The organism is Bacillus sp. KNSH39 (genome assembly GCF_052656585.1).
Genome location: NZ_JBQXYO010000001.1, coordinates 964,278 through 983,137 on the forward strand (window position 1 = coordinate 964,278; position 18,860 = coordinate 983,137).

Consider the following 18,860-nt stretch of genomic DNA (forward strand, 5'->3'; position numbering starts at 1 on the left):
TAGACTTATAGTGAATGTGGTAAAAAACTAATTTGGCATAGGTAGACGCAGCGTTAAAATTTATAAGTTTTTCATGTGATACTAAAAATGGATTGAAAATAAGGAGATAGATACATAATGGAATTTTGGGAATCAAGTTTTATCGAAAAACAAACGATGTGGGGATTTGAACCTACAGAATCTGCAATTTTGACAAAAGATTTTTTTCTTGAAAAGAACGTTAAGAATATATTAGTTCCGGGTATTGGATATGGAAGAAATGCAAAGGTTTTTATCGATAATGGTATAAATGTAACAGGTATTGAAATTTCGAAAACAGCGATCGATTTAGCAAGAGAAAACGGACTAGAAGATGTTAGTATGTATCACGGTTCAGTAAACGAAATGCCTTTTGATAATAAACTGTATGATGGGATATTTAGTCATGCACTTCTTCATTTGTTGAATGAACAGGAAAGAGAGAAATTTATTGAAGATTGTTATAATCAGTTAAAACCAGGCGGATATATGGTTTTTACAACTGTTTCTAAAAAAGCTCCCATGTACGGAAAAGGAAAACAGTTGGATAAAGATTATTATGAGATAATGGAAGGTGTAAAAATGTTCTTTTATGATTCTGAATCTATAAAAAAAGATTTTAATCAATATAGATTAGTACAAGTTTCGGAAATTGATGAACCAAATAAGAACATGGCAAATAAACCTTCAATCAATTTCTTAATGATAAAATGTAAGAAAGAACGATAACTAAAAGTTATTAAGAATGATTAAAGATGTTTATATATTGATTATGCACAAATAAAAAGGACAAGCATATAATATAAATACCTTTTAACTTTAAGTAACCTTAACTTTCGTTAATAGGGTATCTCAAAATCCCCAAAAGAGCACTTGCGGAAACAAGTGCTCTTTTATTTTTTGTTTCATAAATATTTATAGTTGCAAATTTCGTGCAATAAAAATAAATATGAGAGAAATAATCATATCTTTATTATACGATTATTTCTGAACTACAAACGATATAGCATTTGTTTTTAATTGAATGTGTCTTTCATTTCGAACAATATCATAAGCTAATTCTTTTATTTCAACTTTTAGTTCTTTCCATTCTTTATAAATGCTTTTTAAAGTACTTATCATTTCTTCGGTTGAAAGATTAATTTCAATTAAAGCTTCTAATTCTTCATTCGTTATTGAATCAATTTCTTGTATGTTAGAGTTAATAATTAAACAATTAATACCGCCGTTTTTTGTACCTCTTTTCATAGAGTGGAGTACATTTTTAAAATCTTCTTCTGATCTGACATGTTCTAAACTTGATACTGAAACGATATAATCATAAGCGTTAGAGTCAATATGATAGTTTTCAATTGCTGCTTCTTCTGTTTTTATAGCCTCGAATACATCATGTTCTTTGCTATAAATTTGTAGCTTTGTTAAAGCGGAATTAAGTAAATCAACACATGTAACGGTGCCGCTAGTATTTTTTATTTTTTTTGCAATTGGAATGCTATTTCTCCCAACGCCAGAGCCAAGGTCAAGTACTTGCAAGTTGTTTTGTCCGTCAAAGTGGTTCATCAAGTCCATAACCGTTTTAACTGGTTTGAAAAGCCAAGAGCCAGCTTCAAACAGTTTATATTGTTCATAGCAAAGGTCGTGATATTTCTTTTCTTCTTGTCTTATGTAATCGATACGGTTCACATTGTTTCAGCTCCAATATTTTTATTGCAAAATGAATAGGTGGGACAGCCTTTAACATTTGTTTGAATTCGAAAAATACCACCAGCATGTGGATACTCTTTTAATTCGTTATCACTCATTCTTGTTCTGGCTGTTGTAACATATAAATCTGTTAAATTAGGCCCACCAAATGTACATGATGTTACATATAACGCGGGAATTGGAATGCTTAATATTTGTTCTCCAGTAGAGGGATTCCATCTAGTTATTTTTGAACCTCCCCAATGTGCAATCCATAAACAACCTTCTTCGTCAATTGTCATACCATCAGGTAGACCATCATTTTCAGAGAAATTGATTACATCACTTGGATTATGAATGTCTCCAGTACGTATATTATATTGATAGCGAACCACTTTTTTAGTAGGTGTATCTATAAAGTAAAAGTATGTATGATCAGGTGACCAAGCAATTCCATTTGATGTATTTACATGTGAAACTTTTTTCTCTACACTTAAATTATGATGTAAACAATACAAGGAACCTGCAGCATTCATACCGTATGTATCTGTAGAACCTGCCCAGAAACGACCAGCTGGATCACATTTTCCATCATTGAAACGATTTTCTATTAAATGTGGTTCAGGGTCAAAAATATGTGTCAGTTTTTCTGTATTTACATTAATAGAATAAAAGCCGTTTTCCATAGCTAAGAGTAGTACATCCTCTAAATATGGAACAACACAGCCAATTTGTTGATTGAGAACAATTACTCGGTTCGTATTAGCGGTAGGATTATATATGCATAATTTTCTCTCCATAATATCAACCCAATATAAAAGTTGCTTTTTTCCATTCCAACATGGTCCTTCAGCTAAACTTGCTTTAGCATCTAAAACTAATTCTATATTACTGAACAAGATGTTCACCTCGCGTTATAAGATATTAATATAATTCGATAAGAATAGAGGTAAACCTTTTAGTCAAAGGATATTAAAATTTATACTGTAGAAAAATGACCTTCTCAAGTGATTAAAAAAGTGTATAAACAAGGAGAGGAAAATGCATATGATGTTTTATGAGATTGTTTGCTTTTCTTGTAAGAATATATTTCGTGTTTACGAAGGCAGTGAAAAATATAAGCGATTTAAAGAGAAACCAAAAGGGGCATATTGTTGTGATGAGTGTAGCCACAAAATTCAATTAGAAGCGATAAAGAATTTTTTTAGATAATTTTACGATTTCGATTCGGAAAAGTTTGACAATAAAAGTGTTATAAATTATCATATTAAAAAACTAATATTTAAGGCATAGAAGAGAAGAGTAGTTAAGAAAGAATACGTACAGAGAGCTCTGGTAGCTGAGAAAGAGCGGTATACATCTTAATGAAAAAAGACTTGGAGCTGCGCAAGGAACTAATTTATTTAGGGATGGTGCGACGGGTTCTCCCGTTATAGAGATAGGGTATAAGCATATTTTGCCGTACCTGAAGAGGTTAATATGGTGACATATTAACAAACTGAGGTGGTACCGCGAAGCTAACAACTCTCGTCCTCAAGATGAATAATCTTGGGGGTGGGAGTTTTTTTGTTGCATAAAACTGGAAATGAGAAACAAAAAATAATTGAGGTGAGTAATATATGCATTGGGCGTATGAAGTAGCACATGAATTAATTAGGAAACATCCAAATAAAGAAAAGTTTGTTTGTGCATCTGGAATTAGTCCGTCAGGTTCTGTTCATATTGGGAACTTTCGTGAAATCGTAACGACTTATTTCGTAGTAAGAGCACTTCAAGATTTAGGGAAAAAGACTCGTTTTATATTTTCGTGGGATGATTATGATAGGTTTAGAAAAGTTCCAAAAAATATTGATCCATCTTTTGCAAAGTATATTGGTATGCCATACTGTGATATTCCAGATCCGTATGGATGTCATAACTCGTATGCGGAGCATTTTGAAAAAGAGTTTGAAAAATCGCTTCAAGCATTTGGAATTGAAGTAGAATTTATTTATCAACATGATGAATATAGAAGCGGAAGGTATAACGAAAATATATTAGAGGCCTTGTATAAACGAAAAGAAATATATGATATTTTAATGGGTTTTAAAACTAGAGAGTGTAGTGAAGAAGAACGAGAGAGCTTTTATCCAGCTACATTATATTGTGAGAGATGCGGAAAAGATACAACAACTATTACACATTTTGATGAAGTATTAAAAACAGTCCGGTATGAATGTGAATGCGGAAATGAAAAAGAGTTATCCGTATTAAATACAAATAAAATGAAACTAAACTGGAAAATCGATTGGCCGATGAGATGGATGATAGAGGATGTTATTTTTGAACCGGGCGGTAGAGATCATTCATCAGAAACGGGTAGTTATAATGTATCAAAAGAAATTGCAAGGAAAATATTCAATCGAGAAGCGCCTCATTACGTTGCTTACGATTTTATTGGTATTAAAGGGAATCATGAAAAAATGTCTAGTTCTTCAGGGAATAGTATTACACCAAGCAATTTATTGAAAGTGTATATACCAGAAGTAATTCTCTTTATGTTTGCAAAATACAAACCAGGCGCTGCTTTTCATATTGGGTTGGATGAAGATGTGATTCGTAATTATACAGAGTATGAGCGATTGAAAGATAGTTATGAAAATAAAACGCTCAAAAATGAAGATTTATTTGATGCAATTAAAATCTCTAGAGTTGATAGTGAGATTAAAGAATATCCGAAATTTAATCAAGTAGCAGGAACGTTACCATTATTAAATTTTGATTCAACTATTTTACAGGGGATATTAAAGAAAATAGATAGGAGCTATGCATTAGATGAAATGAGAGCGATAAGTAATCGCGCAGAGTATTGGATAAGAAACTTTCAATTTGAAAAATTAATCGCGGTAAATGAGGAGAAAAATGCAGAGTTTTACTACACATTAGATGAAAGGCAGAAAGAATGGCTAGTAGAAGTTTGTAAAATACTTCGTTCTAATAAAGATTACTCTAACTTAATGGAGCAATTATATGCGATTTGTCATCATGAAAATAAAAAAATAATGAAAGAAAATCAAAAACAATTATTCACTATTATATATAAGCTCATTATGAATCAATCAAATGGTCCTCGTATACCATTATTAATACATGTAGTAGGCATAGAAAATTTCATCACACTATTAGATTTCTAAAACACAGTTAAAAGCAACGCAAGTACCAAAATTTCTAAGTACTTGCGTTGCAAATTTTACTATCGTGAATACATTTTCGGACATTCATCACCACTTGGTTCATAAAAACAATGGCTTTTAAACTGTCCTACAAATGGCTGATTATACCATTCAGGCGGACAAGCTCCAACTGGACGGAAATACCAAAGAGCCCATCGTGCAGGCCAGCGCCATTGACCTTGTAAAACTTTTCGTGCGATTTCTTTTTCTGATTCACGAGCGCGTTGATAAAAATATCCATATTGTACTGCTTCAAATCCGCCGGGGCTTTGATATACAGCGTCTCGTACGGTACGGAGTTGTTTAAAATCTAAGCAATCACAAAATACACGGTTTACTACAACGCATCCAACTAACTCCTCACCTTGGCGACCTTCGCCTTCAGCTTCAGCACGAATTAATCGAGCTAGTAAATCAACATCACTTTCGTTGTATGGAATAAGGGGCATAGTGATACCACCTTTCTGTTATAGTAAAGAGTGTATGTTATAAAACAATCTGCGTGCTTTTTTACATAAAAATAACATTTAATTTTAAGAGGAGCTTGTATAAAAAAAAGCTAATTAGTAATAGTAGATAAATATAAAAGGGAGAGGTATTATGTATCGAATTCATAAAGACCATATCATTTACTCAATGTCACCAGAAAATAAGCCGTGTATGGAAGTAGAAATTGGGAGCAGTCTTGTATTTGAAACATATGATTGCTTTGAAAATCAAATCGATTCTGAAGATGTTGTGTTACAAGAATTAGATTGGAACCGAATTAATCCAGCGACTGGACCTGTATATGTTAAAGGAGCAGAACCTGGCGATATATTAGTCGTAACGATTGAAAAAATTGAAATTGCAGAGCAGGGCGTTTTAACTACAGGTGCAAACCTTGGTGTAATGGGTGATGAGTTAAATGAAAATACAGTGAAAATTGTCCCAATACATAATGAATATGTTTTGTTTTCAAGTGAACTACAAATCCCGATTAATCCAATGATTGGAGTAATTGGTACTGCACCGAAAGAAGAGAGCATTTCATGTGGCACACCGCATGATCACGGCGGGAATATGGACTGTAAAGAAATTAAAGAAGGAACAACATTACTACTACCAGTTAATGTCCCAGGAGCACTATTAGCATTAGGTGATTTACACGCAGCAATGGGTGATGGTGAAATTGGTGTTAGTGGTGTAGAGGTTGCTGGTGAGGTAACGGTAACAGTTCAAATTATAAAAGGAAAACAATGGCCATTACCAATGGCTATTCAAAAAGAAAAAATGATGACGATTGCTTCAGAGAAATTGTTAGATGATGCAGCAAATCGTGCTGTACGTAATATGGTGACATTTTTACATGAAGAATTAGCAATGTCTAAAGCTGATGCAACGCTTTTATTATCGGCAGTAGGTAATTTAAAAGTTTGCCAAGTTGTGGATCCGCTGAAAACAGCGCGTATGGAACTAGGAATGGATTATGTGGAGAAACTAGGATTTACTTTTAGTAAATTTCATATTAAATAGATAAGGGACGAAAAAGGATACTTTTGTATAAAAGCATCCTTTTTTTAATTTACTGATTTTGTGAAAAGAGGTAGTATTTATTTTATATAAGTATATTTGAGATTGTGGATTAAAAAGGAGTTCAATAATGGTCAAAATTATGATTGTAGAAGACGATATGAAAATTGCAGAACTATTATCGACACATGTTGCGAAATATGGTTATCAAGGAGTTATTGTATCGGACTTTCAAAATGTATTAAACATTTTTTTAGAAGAACAACCAGAGTTAGTTTTATTAGATATTAATTTACCGAGTTTTGATGGGTACTTTTGGTGTCGTCAAATTCGGGGAGTTTCAACATGTCCGATACTATTCATTTCGGCCCGTGAAGGCACGATGGATCAAGTTATGGCGTTAGAAAACGGTGGCGATGATTTTATTCCGAAGCCTTTTCATTATGAAGTTGTAGTGGCGAAAATTCGTAGTCATTTAAGACGTGCATATGGAGATTATGCACCGAAATTAGAAGAACGAATGATTGAACAACAAGGTCTTTGTTTATATCCCGAAAGACTTGTATTGAAACTTAGAAATGACGAGATTGATATAACGAGAAACGAAGCCATTTTATTAGAGACATTAATGAAAAATTATCCGCGTGTTGTGAGTAGAGAAGTGTTACTTAATAAATTATGGGATAGTGAATCTTATGTTGATGATAATACATTAAGTGTAAATACAACACGTGTGCGTAAAAAGTTACAAACGTTGCATATAGAAGGTGCGATTGAAACGATTCGTAGTGTTGGATATAGATTTCATATTACTTGGGATAATGGTATAGAAAAATGATAAGGTTGTTTATACGTGATCATATACCACTTATTTGCTTTACCATAATTCAACTACTAGCTATATTTCTCGTATATTGGTTTGATGGGCATAATCATATTACAACGGCGTTATATGCAATGTTTCTAGGTGTTTTCTTTATGGGAAGTTATTTAGTGTTTCGTTATTTTACACATCGTTCTTTTTATGAGCGCCTAGCAAACCCGATGCAATCTTTGGATGAATCTGTTCAAAAATCTGATTTTGCAGCTGTATCGGCTGCTCTTCAAGAACTACTTGAGGTGCAATATCGACATTATCAAAATCAGCTGCAAATACAAGAGAGAAAAAATAATGACCATTTAACCTTTATGAATCAGTGGATTCATCAAATGAAAACACCTTTATCTGTAATAGAATTAATTACACAGGATGAAGTAGATTCACGTTTTGAAAGTATAAATGAGGAAACTGATCGATTAAAAAAGGGATTAGAAATGGCTCTGTATGTCGCACGTTTAGAAGCATTTACACAAGATTTTTATGTAGAAAGAGTACAACTACATAAAATAGTGAATGATTCGGTACATGAGCATAAACGTTTCTTTATCCGGAATTTTGTATATCCAGAGCTTGAAATTGATAAGGACATTACTGTAGAAAGTGATGCGAAATGGTTACAATTTTTAATCGGACAAATACTATCGAATGCGATTAAATATTCATCAGGTAGTAGAGAGAAAATTAAAGTGAAAGCTTGTAAGGAAGGTAATAATGTTATACTTGAAATTGCTGATAATGGTGTAGGTATACCGAAGCAAGATTTACCAAGAGTATTCAAACCTTTCTTTACAGGAGAAAACGGTAGAGATTTTAAAGAATCAACTGGAATGGGGCTATATCTCGTATATGAAATTACGAAGCAATTAGGACATAGTGTAGAAATCTATTCAGAAGTTGGTAAAGGTACCGTTGTACGTATTATATTTTTTAATGTGTAAAATGACTCAGGCTAAAGAACTTTTGAAATAAGTTTTTTAGCCTTACTTTATATGGATTAAATGAAATGATATACAAGACTGGTATGATTCTAATAAAAGGTCGTGTAAGTATGTGTAATGACACAATAATAAATAAGGCTGTTAAATGAGAGGGATTTAATAATTTAATAATTTATTAATATATAAATAGTTTATTGTAAGAAAAAAGCTCGCCCTTTAAAAGAGCTAGCTTTATGAATTTTAATTAAGTAAACAAACTTAATAATTTATATCCAATTAATCCCAAAATAGTGATAGGAATCATCATTAAGAAAGAAGAAATTCGATGAGCATTAGAGCGTTCTAATACAAGAATCAAGATAATCCCGACTATGACTTCGGTATATCCAACAGGTAACATGTGACTATAGTCTTCAAAATTTAAAAGAATGTGAAGTCCATCTGTTACAAAAACTCCACTAATAAGTGAGCTTCCGAATTTATGAAGTGGATTTGTAGTATCTTTCCATAGAAAACCTGCAATTCCAAAGATAGTTCCTCCTATACATGCACATACAATCCATACAGATATAAAATAAATAGAGTGAGCTATATTTTTAATAACTATTGCATAACCATAGTAGCCTAATACCATTCCGAATAGTGCAAGGATACCAGAAAGTATAGCTGTACGCTTAGAATAACTAAAGCTAGCCACAAAAAAGGATGGAACTAACCAAACGCTTCCTAGATTAGCTAATGAATTCCAATGTCCAGGAAGTATACTTTGCCCCAATTTAGTTAGTATACCAACAATTATCCCTACTATAATCGGGATGAGAAAAATCATTAAAAACATATTTAACTTTGTGATTTTTAATGTCCTGTCCATAAAATCAATCCTTACATTAATATTTTCTGTAAAAATATAATAGCTTATTACAAGGGGATAATCAATAAAAAATTATCGATAAACAATAATTTATTGTTGGGTAATGAATAATATTTTGTTTTTATACAAAATTTATCCCGCTTTAATGGGCAGTAAGACCCCCACCTCAAAATTCAGCGAAAGCAAAGAAATTAGGTGGGGGTCGGGCTGCCCATAAAAGTCCGATTGGTTCAACTAATAATCAGTGGGGATGAAGAAAACCCCCACTAATTAAAGTTTCACTTTATATAAGAGAGAGTGCTTAGAAGTTTACTACTGGGGAAATCTAAAGGACGTATTACAATCAATGTAATTTGTGCTTATTCAACATGAAGTTAAGGAATGATAAATAAACCTAAAAGAAAGCAATCTTTTTAACAGCACATATAATTGCATTTACTCATACAGTACTAGTATGGTACAATATGGTTATTAACGATGGAAAGGAATGATGGGTGGACGATGATTAACTAATCTTATTTTTAAATGTTGAAATTCAATAAATTTCAATTTCTAAAAAATAGGATTAGTCTGCCCAATTTCCATACAACGGTATTGCTATTTATATTGCGCAATAGCTTATTTGGGTATAAATAATGTAATGACTAATCCTGCCAAATTTATTTGGGAGGATTTTTTTATTCTCCCTTAATGAAAGGGATCGATATTTATGAAAGAACTATTAAAATTAAATGATGTTTATGTTGAAATAAAAGAAAATATGTTGTTAGAGAAAATGAATGTGACAGTAAAACAAGGGGATGTTATCGGATTAATCGGTAAAAATGGTGCTGGTAAATCAACGTTACTTCAATTAATAAATGGGAAGATTGAACCTTCAAAAGGTACTGTTGAATGGATGCAAATGAATATGACAACAGCATATGTTGAGCAAGAAATAGAATCTTTTATTAGTAATGATGTAATTGCAAAAGAAGCAGAACTTCTTGCGAAATGGGGCGTGCCAACGAACGATTTTCATACTTTAAGTGGTGGTGAAAAGCTGAAAATTCGATTAGCAAAAGGATTTGCTGAAAATCCTAATGTCTTAATATTAGACGAACCGACAAATCATTTAGATGAGATCAGTACGGGATTTCTCATTAAACAAATAAAAAACATGAGAGGTACAGTTATCGTTGTATCGCATGATCGATATTTTTTAGATGTTGTCGCAACAAAAATATGGTCAATTGAGGACAAAAAATTAATTGAGCATAGTGGTAATTATACGAGCTACATGAAAGCACGTGAGCAAAAAAGAAAGTCGCAGCAGCGTGAATATGAAAAGCAGCAAAAAAAGATAGAACAAGTAGAAACACATATAAAAGAATTGAGTTCATGGTCACAAAAGGCACACGCGCAGTCTACAAAACAAGAAGGTGTGAAAGAATTCTATCGTGTAAAAGCGAAGCGAATGGATGCACAAGTGAAGTCAAAACGAAAACGACTTGAAAAAGAGCTGGAGAAAGCGAAAGTAGAACGTGTGAAAGAAGAGTATTCAGTTGAGTTTTCTATTCAAGCGAACAAAAAAGTAGGAAAACGTTTTTTAGAAGTGAAGCAATTAAAAAAAGACTTTCATGGGAAAGTATTATTTGAAAACGTTAATTTTACAATTCAGCACGGTGAGAAAGTTGCGATTGTTGGACCAAACGGTAGTGGGAAAACAACATTACTGAAGATGATTATGGGAACGGAAACTGCTGAAGGAGAAATATGGATTTCACCATCTGCGAACATCGGCTATTTAACACAAGAAGTTTTTGATTTACCGCTTGATAAAACACCAGAAAATTTATTTTTTAAAGAGACGTTTGAAGAAAGAGGAAAAGTCCAAAATTTAATGAAACATTTAGGGTTCCAAGCTTCTCAATGGAAAGAGCTGATTGAGCATATGAGTATGGGAGAAAGAGTAAAATGTAAGCTAATGGCTTATATTTTAGATGAAAAAGATGTACTCATTTTAGACGAACCGACGAATCACTTGGATCTACCTTCACGTGAACAACTTGAAAATACATTAGCTGAGTATAACGGAACATTAGTAATTGTATCTCACGATCGATATTTTCTGGAGAAAACAACTAACACAAAACTCGTGTTTTCAAACAATACGATACAAAAGCAGCTAGAAGAACCTACGAAAACAAGAGATGATATTGAAGAGCTACGTTTAACGTTAGAAACAGAGAGACAAGAAGTATTAGGGAAATTAAGCTTTTTAACTTCTAACGACAAAGAATATAAAGCACTGGATGAACGGTTTATGGAACTTACGAAGCAGATTAAGGAGCTTTAATGTAAGTAAGGGGGATTAACATGGATGAAGAGAGATTCACTAAGTTATTTAAAATAGATTGTGGAGATATATACCTACAAGAGTTTACGGTCAAAGATGCAGAGAGTATTTATAACATATCCAATCAACCGGAAATAGAAAAGTTTTTACCGGACTGGAAATCGACGAAAGAACAAAGGGTTAATTGGGTTGTAAATTATGAAATACCAGAAAATAAAGCGTTTCTTCATGCAGTGAGAACTACGACTAACATAGATGATCACATATTAAGACTAGGAATATTTAAGAAAACCACAAATGAATTTATTGGATGGTGCTGCACAGGTATGAAAGAAGAACTCCCTTCACCAAACAGAGAGATAATGTATGCTATCTCAAATGAACATCAAAATCATGGCTATGCTACAAAAGCGACTAAAGGTTTAATTGACTTTTTGTTTAAAGAAACAAATTTAAATGTCCTTAACGCAATTGCTTTAATTAACAATGTAGCATCAAATAAAGTTATTGAAAAATGTGGGTTTATTTATAAGAGCCAACAGAGGATAGAAAATCAAATATATAATCATTATATATTGAGAAGATCTGAGTGGATAAAAATATAACGTTGGGTAGTAAAAGACCGATAAAGCAATCGGTCTTTTCTCATTTATATAATAAAGGTTTCATATACTTTGTATTTCCTGCTACTATACAATTATTATAAGATAGTTATGCGTTAATTTCAGTTTGAAAATAGTTTTATTATCAGTTTTTTTAGAAATCTTACAAGCGTGTAAGATAAATGAAAGACGAATCAATATGAGCTGTAAGACAATTCATTTACACTCTGTTATGAGACGTGCAAATGAAGGGAGAATATACATGGAAATTTTACATGCAAAAAGTATTAGTAAAGTATATAAAGGGAAAGTACCTTATAAAGCATTAGTTGATATTGATTTATCAATTCAAGAAGGTGAATTTGTAGGGATTATGGGGCCATCTGGTAGTGGAAAAACAACGTTATTAAATATGGTATCTACTATTGATTCTCCATCATCGGGAGAAATTTTAATAAATGGTACAAATCCTTTCCAATTATCATCAGAAGATTTAGCGTTATTCCGCAGAAAACAATTAGGATTTGTTTTTCAATCATTTAATCTTCTTAGCACACTTACTGTAAAAGAAAACATCGTATTGCCGATGACTTTAGATGGTGTTTCCGTGCAAGAAATGAACAAGCGATTGGAAGAGATTGCAGAGAAGTTAAATATTACAGATATCTTGAATAAAAGAACATTTGAAATATCAGGGGGACAAGCTCAAAGAACAGCAATCGCTCGTGCGATCGTTCATAAGCCGCAATTATTACTTGCAGATGAACCAACAGGGAACTTGGACTCTAAATCTTCAAATGATGTAATGGAGATGCTTGATACTCTTAATAAAGAAGAAAAAGCAACGATGATGTTAGTTACACATGATCCGTATGCTGCGAGTTTTTGCAGTAGAGTAGTATTTATTAAAGATGGTCAACTATATAACGAAATTTATTGTGGTGAAAGCAGACAAGCCTTTTATCAAAAGATTATGGATGTTCTTTCTTTGTTAGGAGGGAAAAGGCATGACTTTTCGTCAGTTCGCATTTAATAATATTTTTCGTAATAAGCGTACATATGCTGCCCATTTTTTAAGTAGTACATTTTCTATTATGGTTTTCTTTACGTATGCTCTTTTATTATTTCATCCTGATTTACAAGGGGAATTAAAATCAACAAGTGCAACAATGAGTGCATATGGTACGATGGGATTTACAATTTCGCAAGGTTTGATTTTTGTATTTTCATTTTTCTTTATTTTATATTCAGTTAGTTCATTTTTAAAAACTCGTAAGAAAGAATTTGGCATATTAATGATGCAAGGTATGTCAATGAGACAGTTTAAGAAATTATTATTAATTGAAAATATGTTGATTGGACTTGGTTCAATTTGTATAGGGATTTTCATTGGACTCATATTTTCTAAACTAGTTTTATTGATAAGCGCAAGTGTATTAATGATTAATAATGGTTTGCCTTTTTATACACCAGTGAAGGCTGTATTATTAACAATTATCACTTTTCTTTTCTTATTTTTCATTGTTTCACTATTTACATTTAAAATGGTAAAAATAACGGAACTTGTCGAACTTATTCGAGCAGAGGAAAAACCAAAACCTGAACCGAAATCTTCAATTTTATTATCACTGCTTTCTTTAATTAGTATAGGATATGGATATTTCTCAGTATTTCGCTTTATTTCAAGTTCCAGTTTTACTACACTTGGAATGGGTGTCTTACTAGTAATTATAGGAACGTACTTTTTATATACACAGTGTAGCGTTTATATATTACATCTTGCTAAAAGGAGAGAATCTTTCTTTTTAAAAAGAACAAATATATTAACGTTTTCTGAATTAATTTACCGTATGAAAGATAATGCAACGATGTTTTTTATTGTATCTATTATTTCAGCAGTTGCATTTACAGCTATTGGTACAACAGCTGCTATTGGTAATAGAAATTTAGTGTGGATGACAAACCCATATACATTTCTGTATGAAAGCTCTGAAAACAACAAATTGGTAGATAAACATCTCTCTATTATAAAAAAACATCTCTTGGATGCAAATATTCCGTATCGAATGGCTTCATCTTCAAGTAAATTTACAGAAAGTAACGTAAATGTATTGAAATTAAGTGAATATAACGAACTTACGAGAGCACTCGGGTACCAACATGAAACGATTGAAAAAGAAGATGAAATTTTACTAATCCCTGGGAGGGTGTCACAAAAGCAAGAATTTAAAAATGGTGACTACAAAAAAAATATTGAAGTCATTCAAGGAGATTGGACAAAGACATTTCGTGTGAAGAAAACTGTAGAGAATTTAGTTTTACCACATGATTCTAGTAGTATTTATATTGCTGTTCAAGATCATGTGTATGATGAAATTCCTCTGACGAGTAATCCAGAGGATGAAGATATTCAACATCGTACTTACGGATTTGTTGTAGATGATTGGATAAGAACGAAAGAGATTTCAAATCAATTAAAAAGTATATTCGATAAAGATCTTAGGGACAGTGATTTCTACTTTGAAGCTTTAACATTAAACTTGTTGGAGGCAAAGCAAAAGAATGGTTTATTACTTATGGCAAGTGTTTTAGTCGGAATCGTTTTCTTTACATTTGCTGCTAGTTTTATTTATTTCCGATTATACACTGATTTGGACCGTGATCAACAACAATATAAAATGATTTCGAAAATGGGATTAAGTAAACAAGAGTTAAAAAAAGTTGTAACGAGACAGTTATTATTAATGTTCTTCTTACCGATTGCTGTTGCGGTGATTCATACTGTAGTAGCGTATACGGCACTGCAACAATTAGTTAGTTTTTCTATTTTAAATAGCTCGATTTTTATTTTAATTTCATTTATATGTATACAAGTTTTATATTTCTTTATTACTCGTTGGCGTTACCTACAAAAGCTTTATAAGACTATGGAGCAATAAAGGATATCAACTAATAAAATTACAGAAAAGCATGTAAAAAATGATATGAATTATGAAAGGAACCGTGATGAAAAGAACTTTAACTATTTTTATGTTAACTATAATACTTTTAATAAGCTTTAGTTCATGCTCTAAAAAGGATAACTCATTTCCTGCAAACGGTGTATTAATTATTGGAGATGAAAATAATATTTCACCAATTATTAATCGTTATAAGGAAATTACGAAAGAAAATGAAGTGTTTTCTGTGAAAAAAGGTGAAGTTGGAAATGGACATGTATTAATTTTAAATGAATCTACAGCACTAGCACTGATTAAAGAAAAAATTTTTCATAAACGAGGTAATGGCTCCAATTATATTTTAGATACGTTACCAAAATTCCCAAAAGAAGGATCACTATTGTTTACAAATGAAGACGAAAAGAATATGAAAAGTATTAAAATAGAAGGAAATGAGATTCCTGTTACATACGATAGTGACACTTGGATAGGAAACACTCGTAAATATCCAACGCAATCGTATGTGATTGTAGCAAAAAATAGCGTATATAAGGAAATAAAAGCAAATGAAACGAAAATGCACCTTCTTCAATTAAAGAAATCTCTAGGTGATGAAAGACCTAAAATGTCGACAGATAATACAATGGTTAATGAAAATGTCAAAGTAAAAAAGCTAATTAAAGGTTTGGAAGGAGAAGTATCTTTTCAATTTGTAACGATTGGCGAAAAACCTTAAAAAAGAGTTCGGAGTTGATAAAAATTTCATCAGCTTCGAACTCTTTTTAGTTTATAGACAAATCAATTATTATGCTTTACATTACTTCATTTAATCGAGTCTCGTTTGTTTCCTCAATCCCATTTGAATTTTGAACTGAATTATTTTGGGCTTCTTTTTCTTTACGAGCCTTTTGTAGCATTTCAAGGATGATCCATAAGGGAACACCTTTATCCTTTAACATCTTCCATAAATCTAATTCATTAAATTTATGCTCAGGCTGTTTCATTTCTTTTTCAGATAAACGAATATCAAACTTGATAGGATCACTTATTTTCTTACTTTCAAGTTTAGTAGAAGAGATAGTATTATGCTCAAGATTAGATGGAGTTATTTTAGTAGGTTGAGACAATGTATGAATATTTGATCCGATTTGCATGATTTTTCCTCCTTTTCAAGCAATGAGATTAGTTTTCTTATGGTTTTTAAATCTTTTTAACATGAGGAAACTATATCTAATTATAAATCTAAATAAATAGATTTACAAGTTATATTGTAAAAAGTAAATACTCACTTGAATTAATATTTATCAACATTTTTATATGTTTTCTATATATACAACGTATATAAAATACTTTACATTATGTTTAAGTTGTTAAATTATTCTGTTAATTTTTTAAAAAGAAAAATGTAAACGTTTTATTAGGGGGGGAGAAAGTATGGGGAAGTTATTTTTAAAAATATGTTTTTTTGCATTAGTGACCGTATGTTCATTCGCAGCGAAAATATCATACGCTGAAGAGAGGCAACAAAATAATTATCCTATCATATTGGTGAATGGATTTGCTGGATGGGGTAGAGAAGAAATGCTTGGCGTAAAATATTGGGGTGGTGTTCATGATATACAGGAAGATTTGAAACAAAATGGTTATACGGTACATACCGCAGCTGTTGGACCTGTTTCTAGTAACTGGGATCGTGCATGTGAATTGTATGCACAAATTAGCGGTGGGACAGTAGATTATGGTGCAGTCCATGCTGAGAAACATGGACATAATCGTTTTGGCAGAACTTATAGTGGTTTTGCGCCGAATTGGAGTGAAACAAATAAAGTTCATTTAGTTGGACATAGCATGGGTGGACAAACGATTAGAACATTAGTACAGCTATTAAAAGAAGGTAGTTTTGAAGAAAAGAATTATGTGAAAAATCACCCAGACACCAAAATATCACCACTATTTGAAGGCGGAAAATCATACGTTCATAGTGTTACAACATTAGCAACCCCTCACAACGGTACAACACTTGCGGATGGTAGTCTTCTACTGCCGTTCGTTAAAGATTTACTCATTACAGCTGCAAGCTTTGGAGGAAACAATAATTTATCATTATATGATTTTAAATTGGATCAATGGGGTATAAAGAAGAATGCTGGAGAGTCCTTTTTCCAATATAGTAATCGTATTCTAAATAGTTCACTTTGGAAAAATACAAAAGATATAAGTCAATGGGATTTAAGTACAGATGGTGCAAAGGAGTTAAATAATTGGGTAAAGACGCAACCAGATGTGTATTATTTATCCTATAGTGGACATGCATCACAAGCAGCACCTATAACAGGTTTACATTTGCCTCATATAACGATGAATAAAGTGTTAATGGGAAATGCATTTTTCTTAGGTTCTTATGCGAGATATGAAGAAAACCGTCCGCTAGTTGATACTTCTTGGTGGCAAAATGATGGTGTAGTAAATACAAATTCTATGATTGCACCATCTTCTAATGTTACTGTAAATAATAATGAGTCATTACAGATTGGAAAATGGAATCATATCGAAACGAAAGCGAATTGGGACCATCTCGACATGATAGGGTTAAGTGTTTCAGACTCGTTAGGTTTTTCTAGCATTCAAGAGTTTTATAGAACAATTGCTGAAAAGCTATCACGTTTACCGAAATAGGTAATAATAAAGCGCTCTCGATGGAATTCGAGAGCGCTTTATATTATATTGAAAGAGGGATTTGGTAGAAAAATATGGGGGGATATTATGAAAATTCAAGTTGTATTATCAGGATACGGAACAGTAGGTAGAGAGTTTATAAAATTATTAAATGAAAAATATTCATATATATATGAAACATATGGGATTCAATTAGTTGTAAGCGGCGTATTAGGGAGAAATATTGCAATACATAATGAAGACGGCTTATCACTTCATCATTTATTAATGTATGGTGGCGGTACCGCTGCAATTGAAAAATATTTAGAGTATCATCCGAAGGAACGTGCAACAACTAGCATAAGTGGTACTGTATTGGTAGAATCAACAGTTACAAATCTTAAAGATGGAAATCCAGGGAAACAATATATGAAACAAGCGATTGAAAAACAGATGGATATAGTAGCAATTTCTAAAGGTGCGCTCGTTACAAACTGGAGAGAAATAAATGAAGCAGCAAAAGGCGCAAATATACGAATTCGATATAGCGGTGCAACAGCCGCTGCACTACCGACACTAGATATTGGACAAGTTAGTTTAGCCGGTTGCAGTATTGAAAAAATAGAAGGAATATTAAATGGAACAACTAATTATATTCTTACGAAAATGTATGAGGAAGATATGACATTTGAAGAAGCACTGAAAGAAGCACAAAATAAAGGAATTGCTGAGACAAACCCTATATTAGATATAAGTGGTTCAGATAGTGCGTGTAAATTGTTACTTTTGACAAACAGCTTAATAGAAACAGAGAAAACACTTACTGATATACATATAAAAGGAATCGAGCACGTTACAAAACAGCAAATTCGAAATGCTAAGGAACAACATAAAATTATTAAATTAATAGCATCAACATATAAGGATGAGGGAGGCAATGTGAATTTAAATGTTGAACCGTGCCAAATAGAAAAAGATCATCCGTTAGCAAAAGTAAATGGAACCGAAAAAGGAATTACGTTCTTTACAGATACGATGGGACAAGTTACTACAATTGGTGGGGCTTCTAATCCAAGAGGCGCTGCAGCTGCAGCTTTAAAAGATGTAATAAACTTATATCGAAAAGATTTGTAAGACCGTACCGCCCTTTATAAAAAATACATATGCCGTGGACCTTTTGAGAATGAAATAAATATGCAAAAATGATTGCAG

General features: G+C 32.2%; 18 protein-coding genes and 1 other annotated feature. Of the genes, 13 read left to right on the forward strand and 5 right to left on the reverse strand.

Going from position 1 to position 18,860, the window contains the following annotated elements; all coding sequences use genetic code 11:
* Nucleotides 1–117: 117 nt before the first annotated feature.
* Nucleotides 118–747, forward strand: a complete 630-nt coding sequence (locus tag ACUL40_RS04745) for a class I SAM-dependent methyltransferase (RefSeq protein WP_000397612.1) — start codon at nt 118–120, stop codon at nt 745–747.
* A gap of 252 nt (nt 748–999) precedes the next feature.
* On the opposite strand, the gene ACUL40_RS04750 is transcribed toward ACUL40_RS04745, so the two are convergent.
* Nucleotides 1,000–1,701 carry a class I SAM-dependent methyltransferase gene (locus ACUL40_RS04750; protein WP_001079451.1) on the reverse strand — a complete coding sequence of 234 codons (702 nt, stop codon included), beginning with the start codon at nt 1,699–1,701 and terminating at the stop codon, nt 1,000–1,002.
* On the reverse strand, nt 1,698–2,600 hold the full coding sequence (locus tag ACUL40_RS04755; RefSeq protein WP_000492433.1) for an SMP-30/gluconolactonase/LRE family protein: 903 nt from the start codon (nt 2,598–2,600) through the stop codon (nt 1,698–1,700). The genes ACUL40_RS04750 and ACUL40_RS04755 overlap by 4 nt, the downstream gene beginning before the upstream one ends.
* 142 nt (nt 2,601–2,742) lie before the next feature.
* On the opposite strand from ACUL40_RS04755, the gene ACUL40_RS04760 reads away from it, so the two are divergent.
* Nucleotides 2,743–2,913: a DUF2197 domain-containing protein gene (locus ACUL40_RS04760; RefSeq protein WP_000551042.1), complete on the forward strand. Its 171-nt coding sequence runs from the start codon at nt 2,743–2,745 to the stop codon at nt 2,911–2,913.
* A gap of 69 nt (nt 2,914–2,982) precedes the next feature.
* Nucleotides 2,983–3,239 (forward strand) — a binding site (T-box leader).
* 81 nt (nt 3,240–3,320) lie between these two features.
* A complete protein-coding gene (gene lysS, locus ACUL40_RS04765; protein WP_048538119.1) occupies nt 3,321–4,874 on the forward strand; it encodes a lysine--tRNA ligase in 1,554 nt (517 codons plus the stop codon).
* A gap of 59 nt (nt 4,875–4,933) precedes the next feature.
* On the opposite strand, the gene ACUL40_RS04770 is transcribed toward lysS, so the two are convergent.
* A complete protein-coding gene (locus ACUL40_RS04770; protein ID WP_001128402.1) occupies nt 4,934–5,362 on the reverse strand; it encodes a cell wall hydrolase in 429 nt (142 codons plus the stop codon).
* Nucleotides 5,363–5,513: 151 nt separating this feature from the next.
* Here ACUL40_RS04770 and ACUL40_RS04775 point away from each other — a divergent pair, with 151 nt between their 5' ends.
* The 3 genes from ACUL40_RS04775 (at nt 5,514) to ACUL40_RS04785 (ending at nt 8,243) form a co-directional block, all read left to right on the forward strand.
* The gene (locus tag ACUL40_RS04775; RefSeq protein ID WP_000285669.1) at nt 5,514–6,428 is read left to right on the forward strand and encodes an acetamidase/formamidase family protein; all 915 of its coding nucleotides are present in this window, start codon (nt 5,514–5,516) and stop codon (nt 6,426–6,428) included.
* Nucleotides 6,429–6,555: 127 nt separating this feature from the next.
* Nucleotides 6,556–7,263, forward strand: a complete 708-nt coding sequence (locus ACUL40_RS04780) for a response regulator transcription factor (protein WP_000238994.1) — start codon at nt 6,556–6,558, stop codon at nt 7,261–7,263.
* A complete protein-coding gene (locus tag ACUL40_RS04785; protein ID WP_033686943.1) occupies nt 7,260–8,243 on the forward strand; it encodes a sensor histidine kinase in 984 nt (327 codons plus the stop codon). Before ACUL40_RS04780 ends, ACUL40_RS04785 begins: the two co-directional genes overlap by 4 nt.
* 244 nt (nt 8,244–8,487) lie before the next feature.
* Here the strand turns inward: ACUL40_RS04785 and ACUL40_RS04790 are convergent, their stop codons facing one another.
* Nucleotides 8,488–9,114, reverse strand: coding sequence for a DUF6518 family protein (locus ACUL40_RS04790; protein ID WP_000376264.1), 627 nt, complete (start codon nt 9,112–9,114; stop codon nt 8,488–8,490).
* A 709-nt stretch (nt 9,115–9,823) separates the two neighbouring features.
* Here ACUL40_RS04790 and abc-f point away from each other — a divergent pair.
* The 5 genes from abc-f to ACUL40_RS04815 all read left to right on the forward strand — a co-directional run bounded on the left by abc-f (nt 9,824) and on the right by ACUL40_RS04815 (nt 15,729).
* Entirely contained in the window at nt 9,824–11,452 is a 1,629-nt protein-coding gene (abc-f, locus tag ACUL40_RS04795; protein ID WP_048518996.1) for a ribosomal protection-like ABC-F family protein, read from the forward strand.
* A 20-nt stretch (nt 11,453–11,472) separates the two neighbouring features.
* Entirely contained in the window at nt 11,473–12,057 is a 585-nt protein-coding gene (locus ACUL40_RS04800) for a GNAT family N-acetyltransferase (RefSeq protein WP_000343079.1), read from the forward strand.
* Between the two features lie 259 nt (nt 12,058–12,316).
* The gene (locus tag ACUL40_RS04805; protein ID WP_000404284.1) at nt 12,317–13,087 is read left to right on the forward strand and encodes an ABC transporter ATP-binding protein; all 771 of its coding nucleotides are present in this window, start codon (nt 12,317–12,319) and stop codon (nt 13,085–13,087) included.
* The gene (locus ACUL40_RS04810) at nt 13,062–14,993 is read left to right on the forward strand and encodes an ABC transporter permease (RefSeq protein WP_048518997.1); all 1,932 of its coding nucleotides are present in this window, start codon (nt 13,062–13,064) and stop codon (nt 14,991–14,993) included. The genes ACUL40_RS04805 and ACUL40_RS04810 overlap by 26 nt, the downstream gene beginning before the upstream one ends.
* Nucleotides 14,994–15,060: 67 nt before the next feature.
* Nucleotides 15,061–15,729: a lipoprotein BA_5634 family protein gene (locus tag ACUL40_RS04815; protein WP_000831682.1), complete on the forward strand. Its 669-nt coding sequence runs from the start codon at nt 15,061–15,063 to the stop codon at nt 15,727–15,729.
* 76 nt (nt 15,730–15,805) lie between these two features.
* On the opposite strand, the gene ACUL40_RS04820 is transcribed toward ACUL40_RS04815, so the two are convergent.
* Nucleotides 15,806–16,147 carry a DUF3914 domain-containing protein gene (locus ACUL40_RS04820; protein ID WP_001165495.1) on the reverse strand — a complete coding sequence of 114 codons (342 nt, stop codon included), beginning with the start codon at nt 16,145–16,147 and terminating at the stop codon, nt 15,806–15,808.
* 280 nt (nt 16,148–16,427) lie between these two features.
* On the opposite strand from ACUL40_RS04820, the gene ACUL40_RS04825 reads away from it, so the two are divergent.
* Both ACUL40_RS04825 and ACUL40_RS04830 read left to right on the forward strand, forming a co-directional pair.
* Nucleotides 16,428–17,669, forward strand: a complete 1,242-nt coding sequence (locus tag ACUL40_RS04825) for an esterase/lipase family protein (RefSeq protein WP_000517059.1) — start codon at nt 16,428–16,430, stop codon at nt 17,667–17,669.
* 87 nt (nt 17,670–17,756) lie between these two features.
* On the forward strand, nt 17,757–18,782 hold the full coding sequence (locus ACUL40_RS04830) for a homoserine dehydrogenase (RefSeq protein ID WP_000701758.1): 1,026 nt from the start codon (nt 17,757–17,759) through the stop codon (nt 18,780–18,782).
* Nucleotides 18,783–18,860 lie beyond the last annotated feature (78 nt).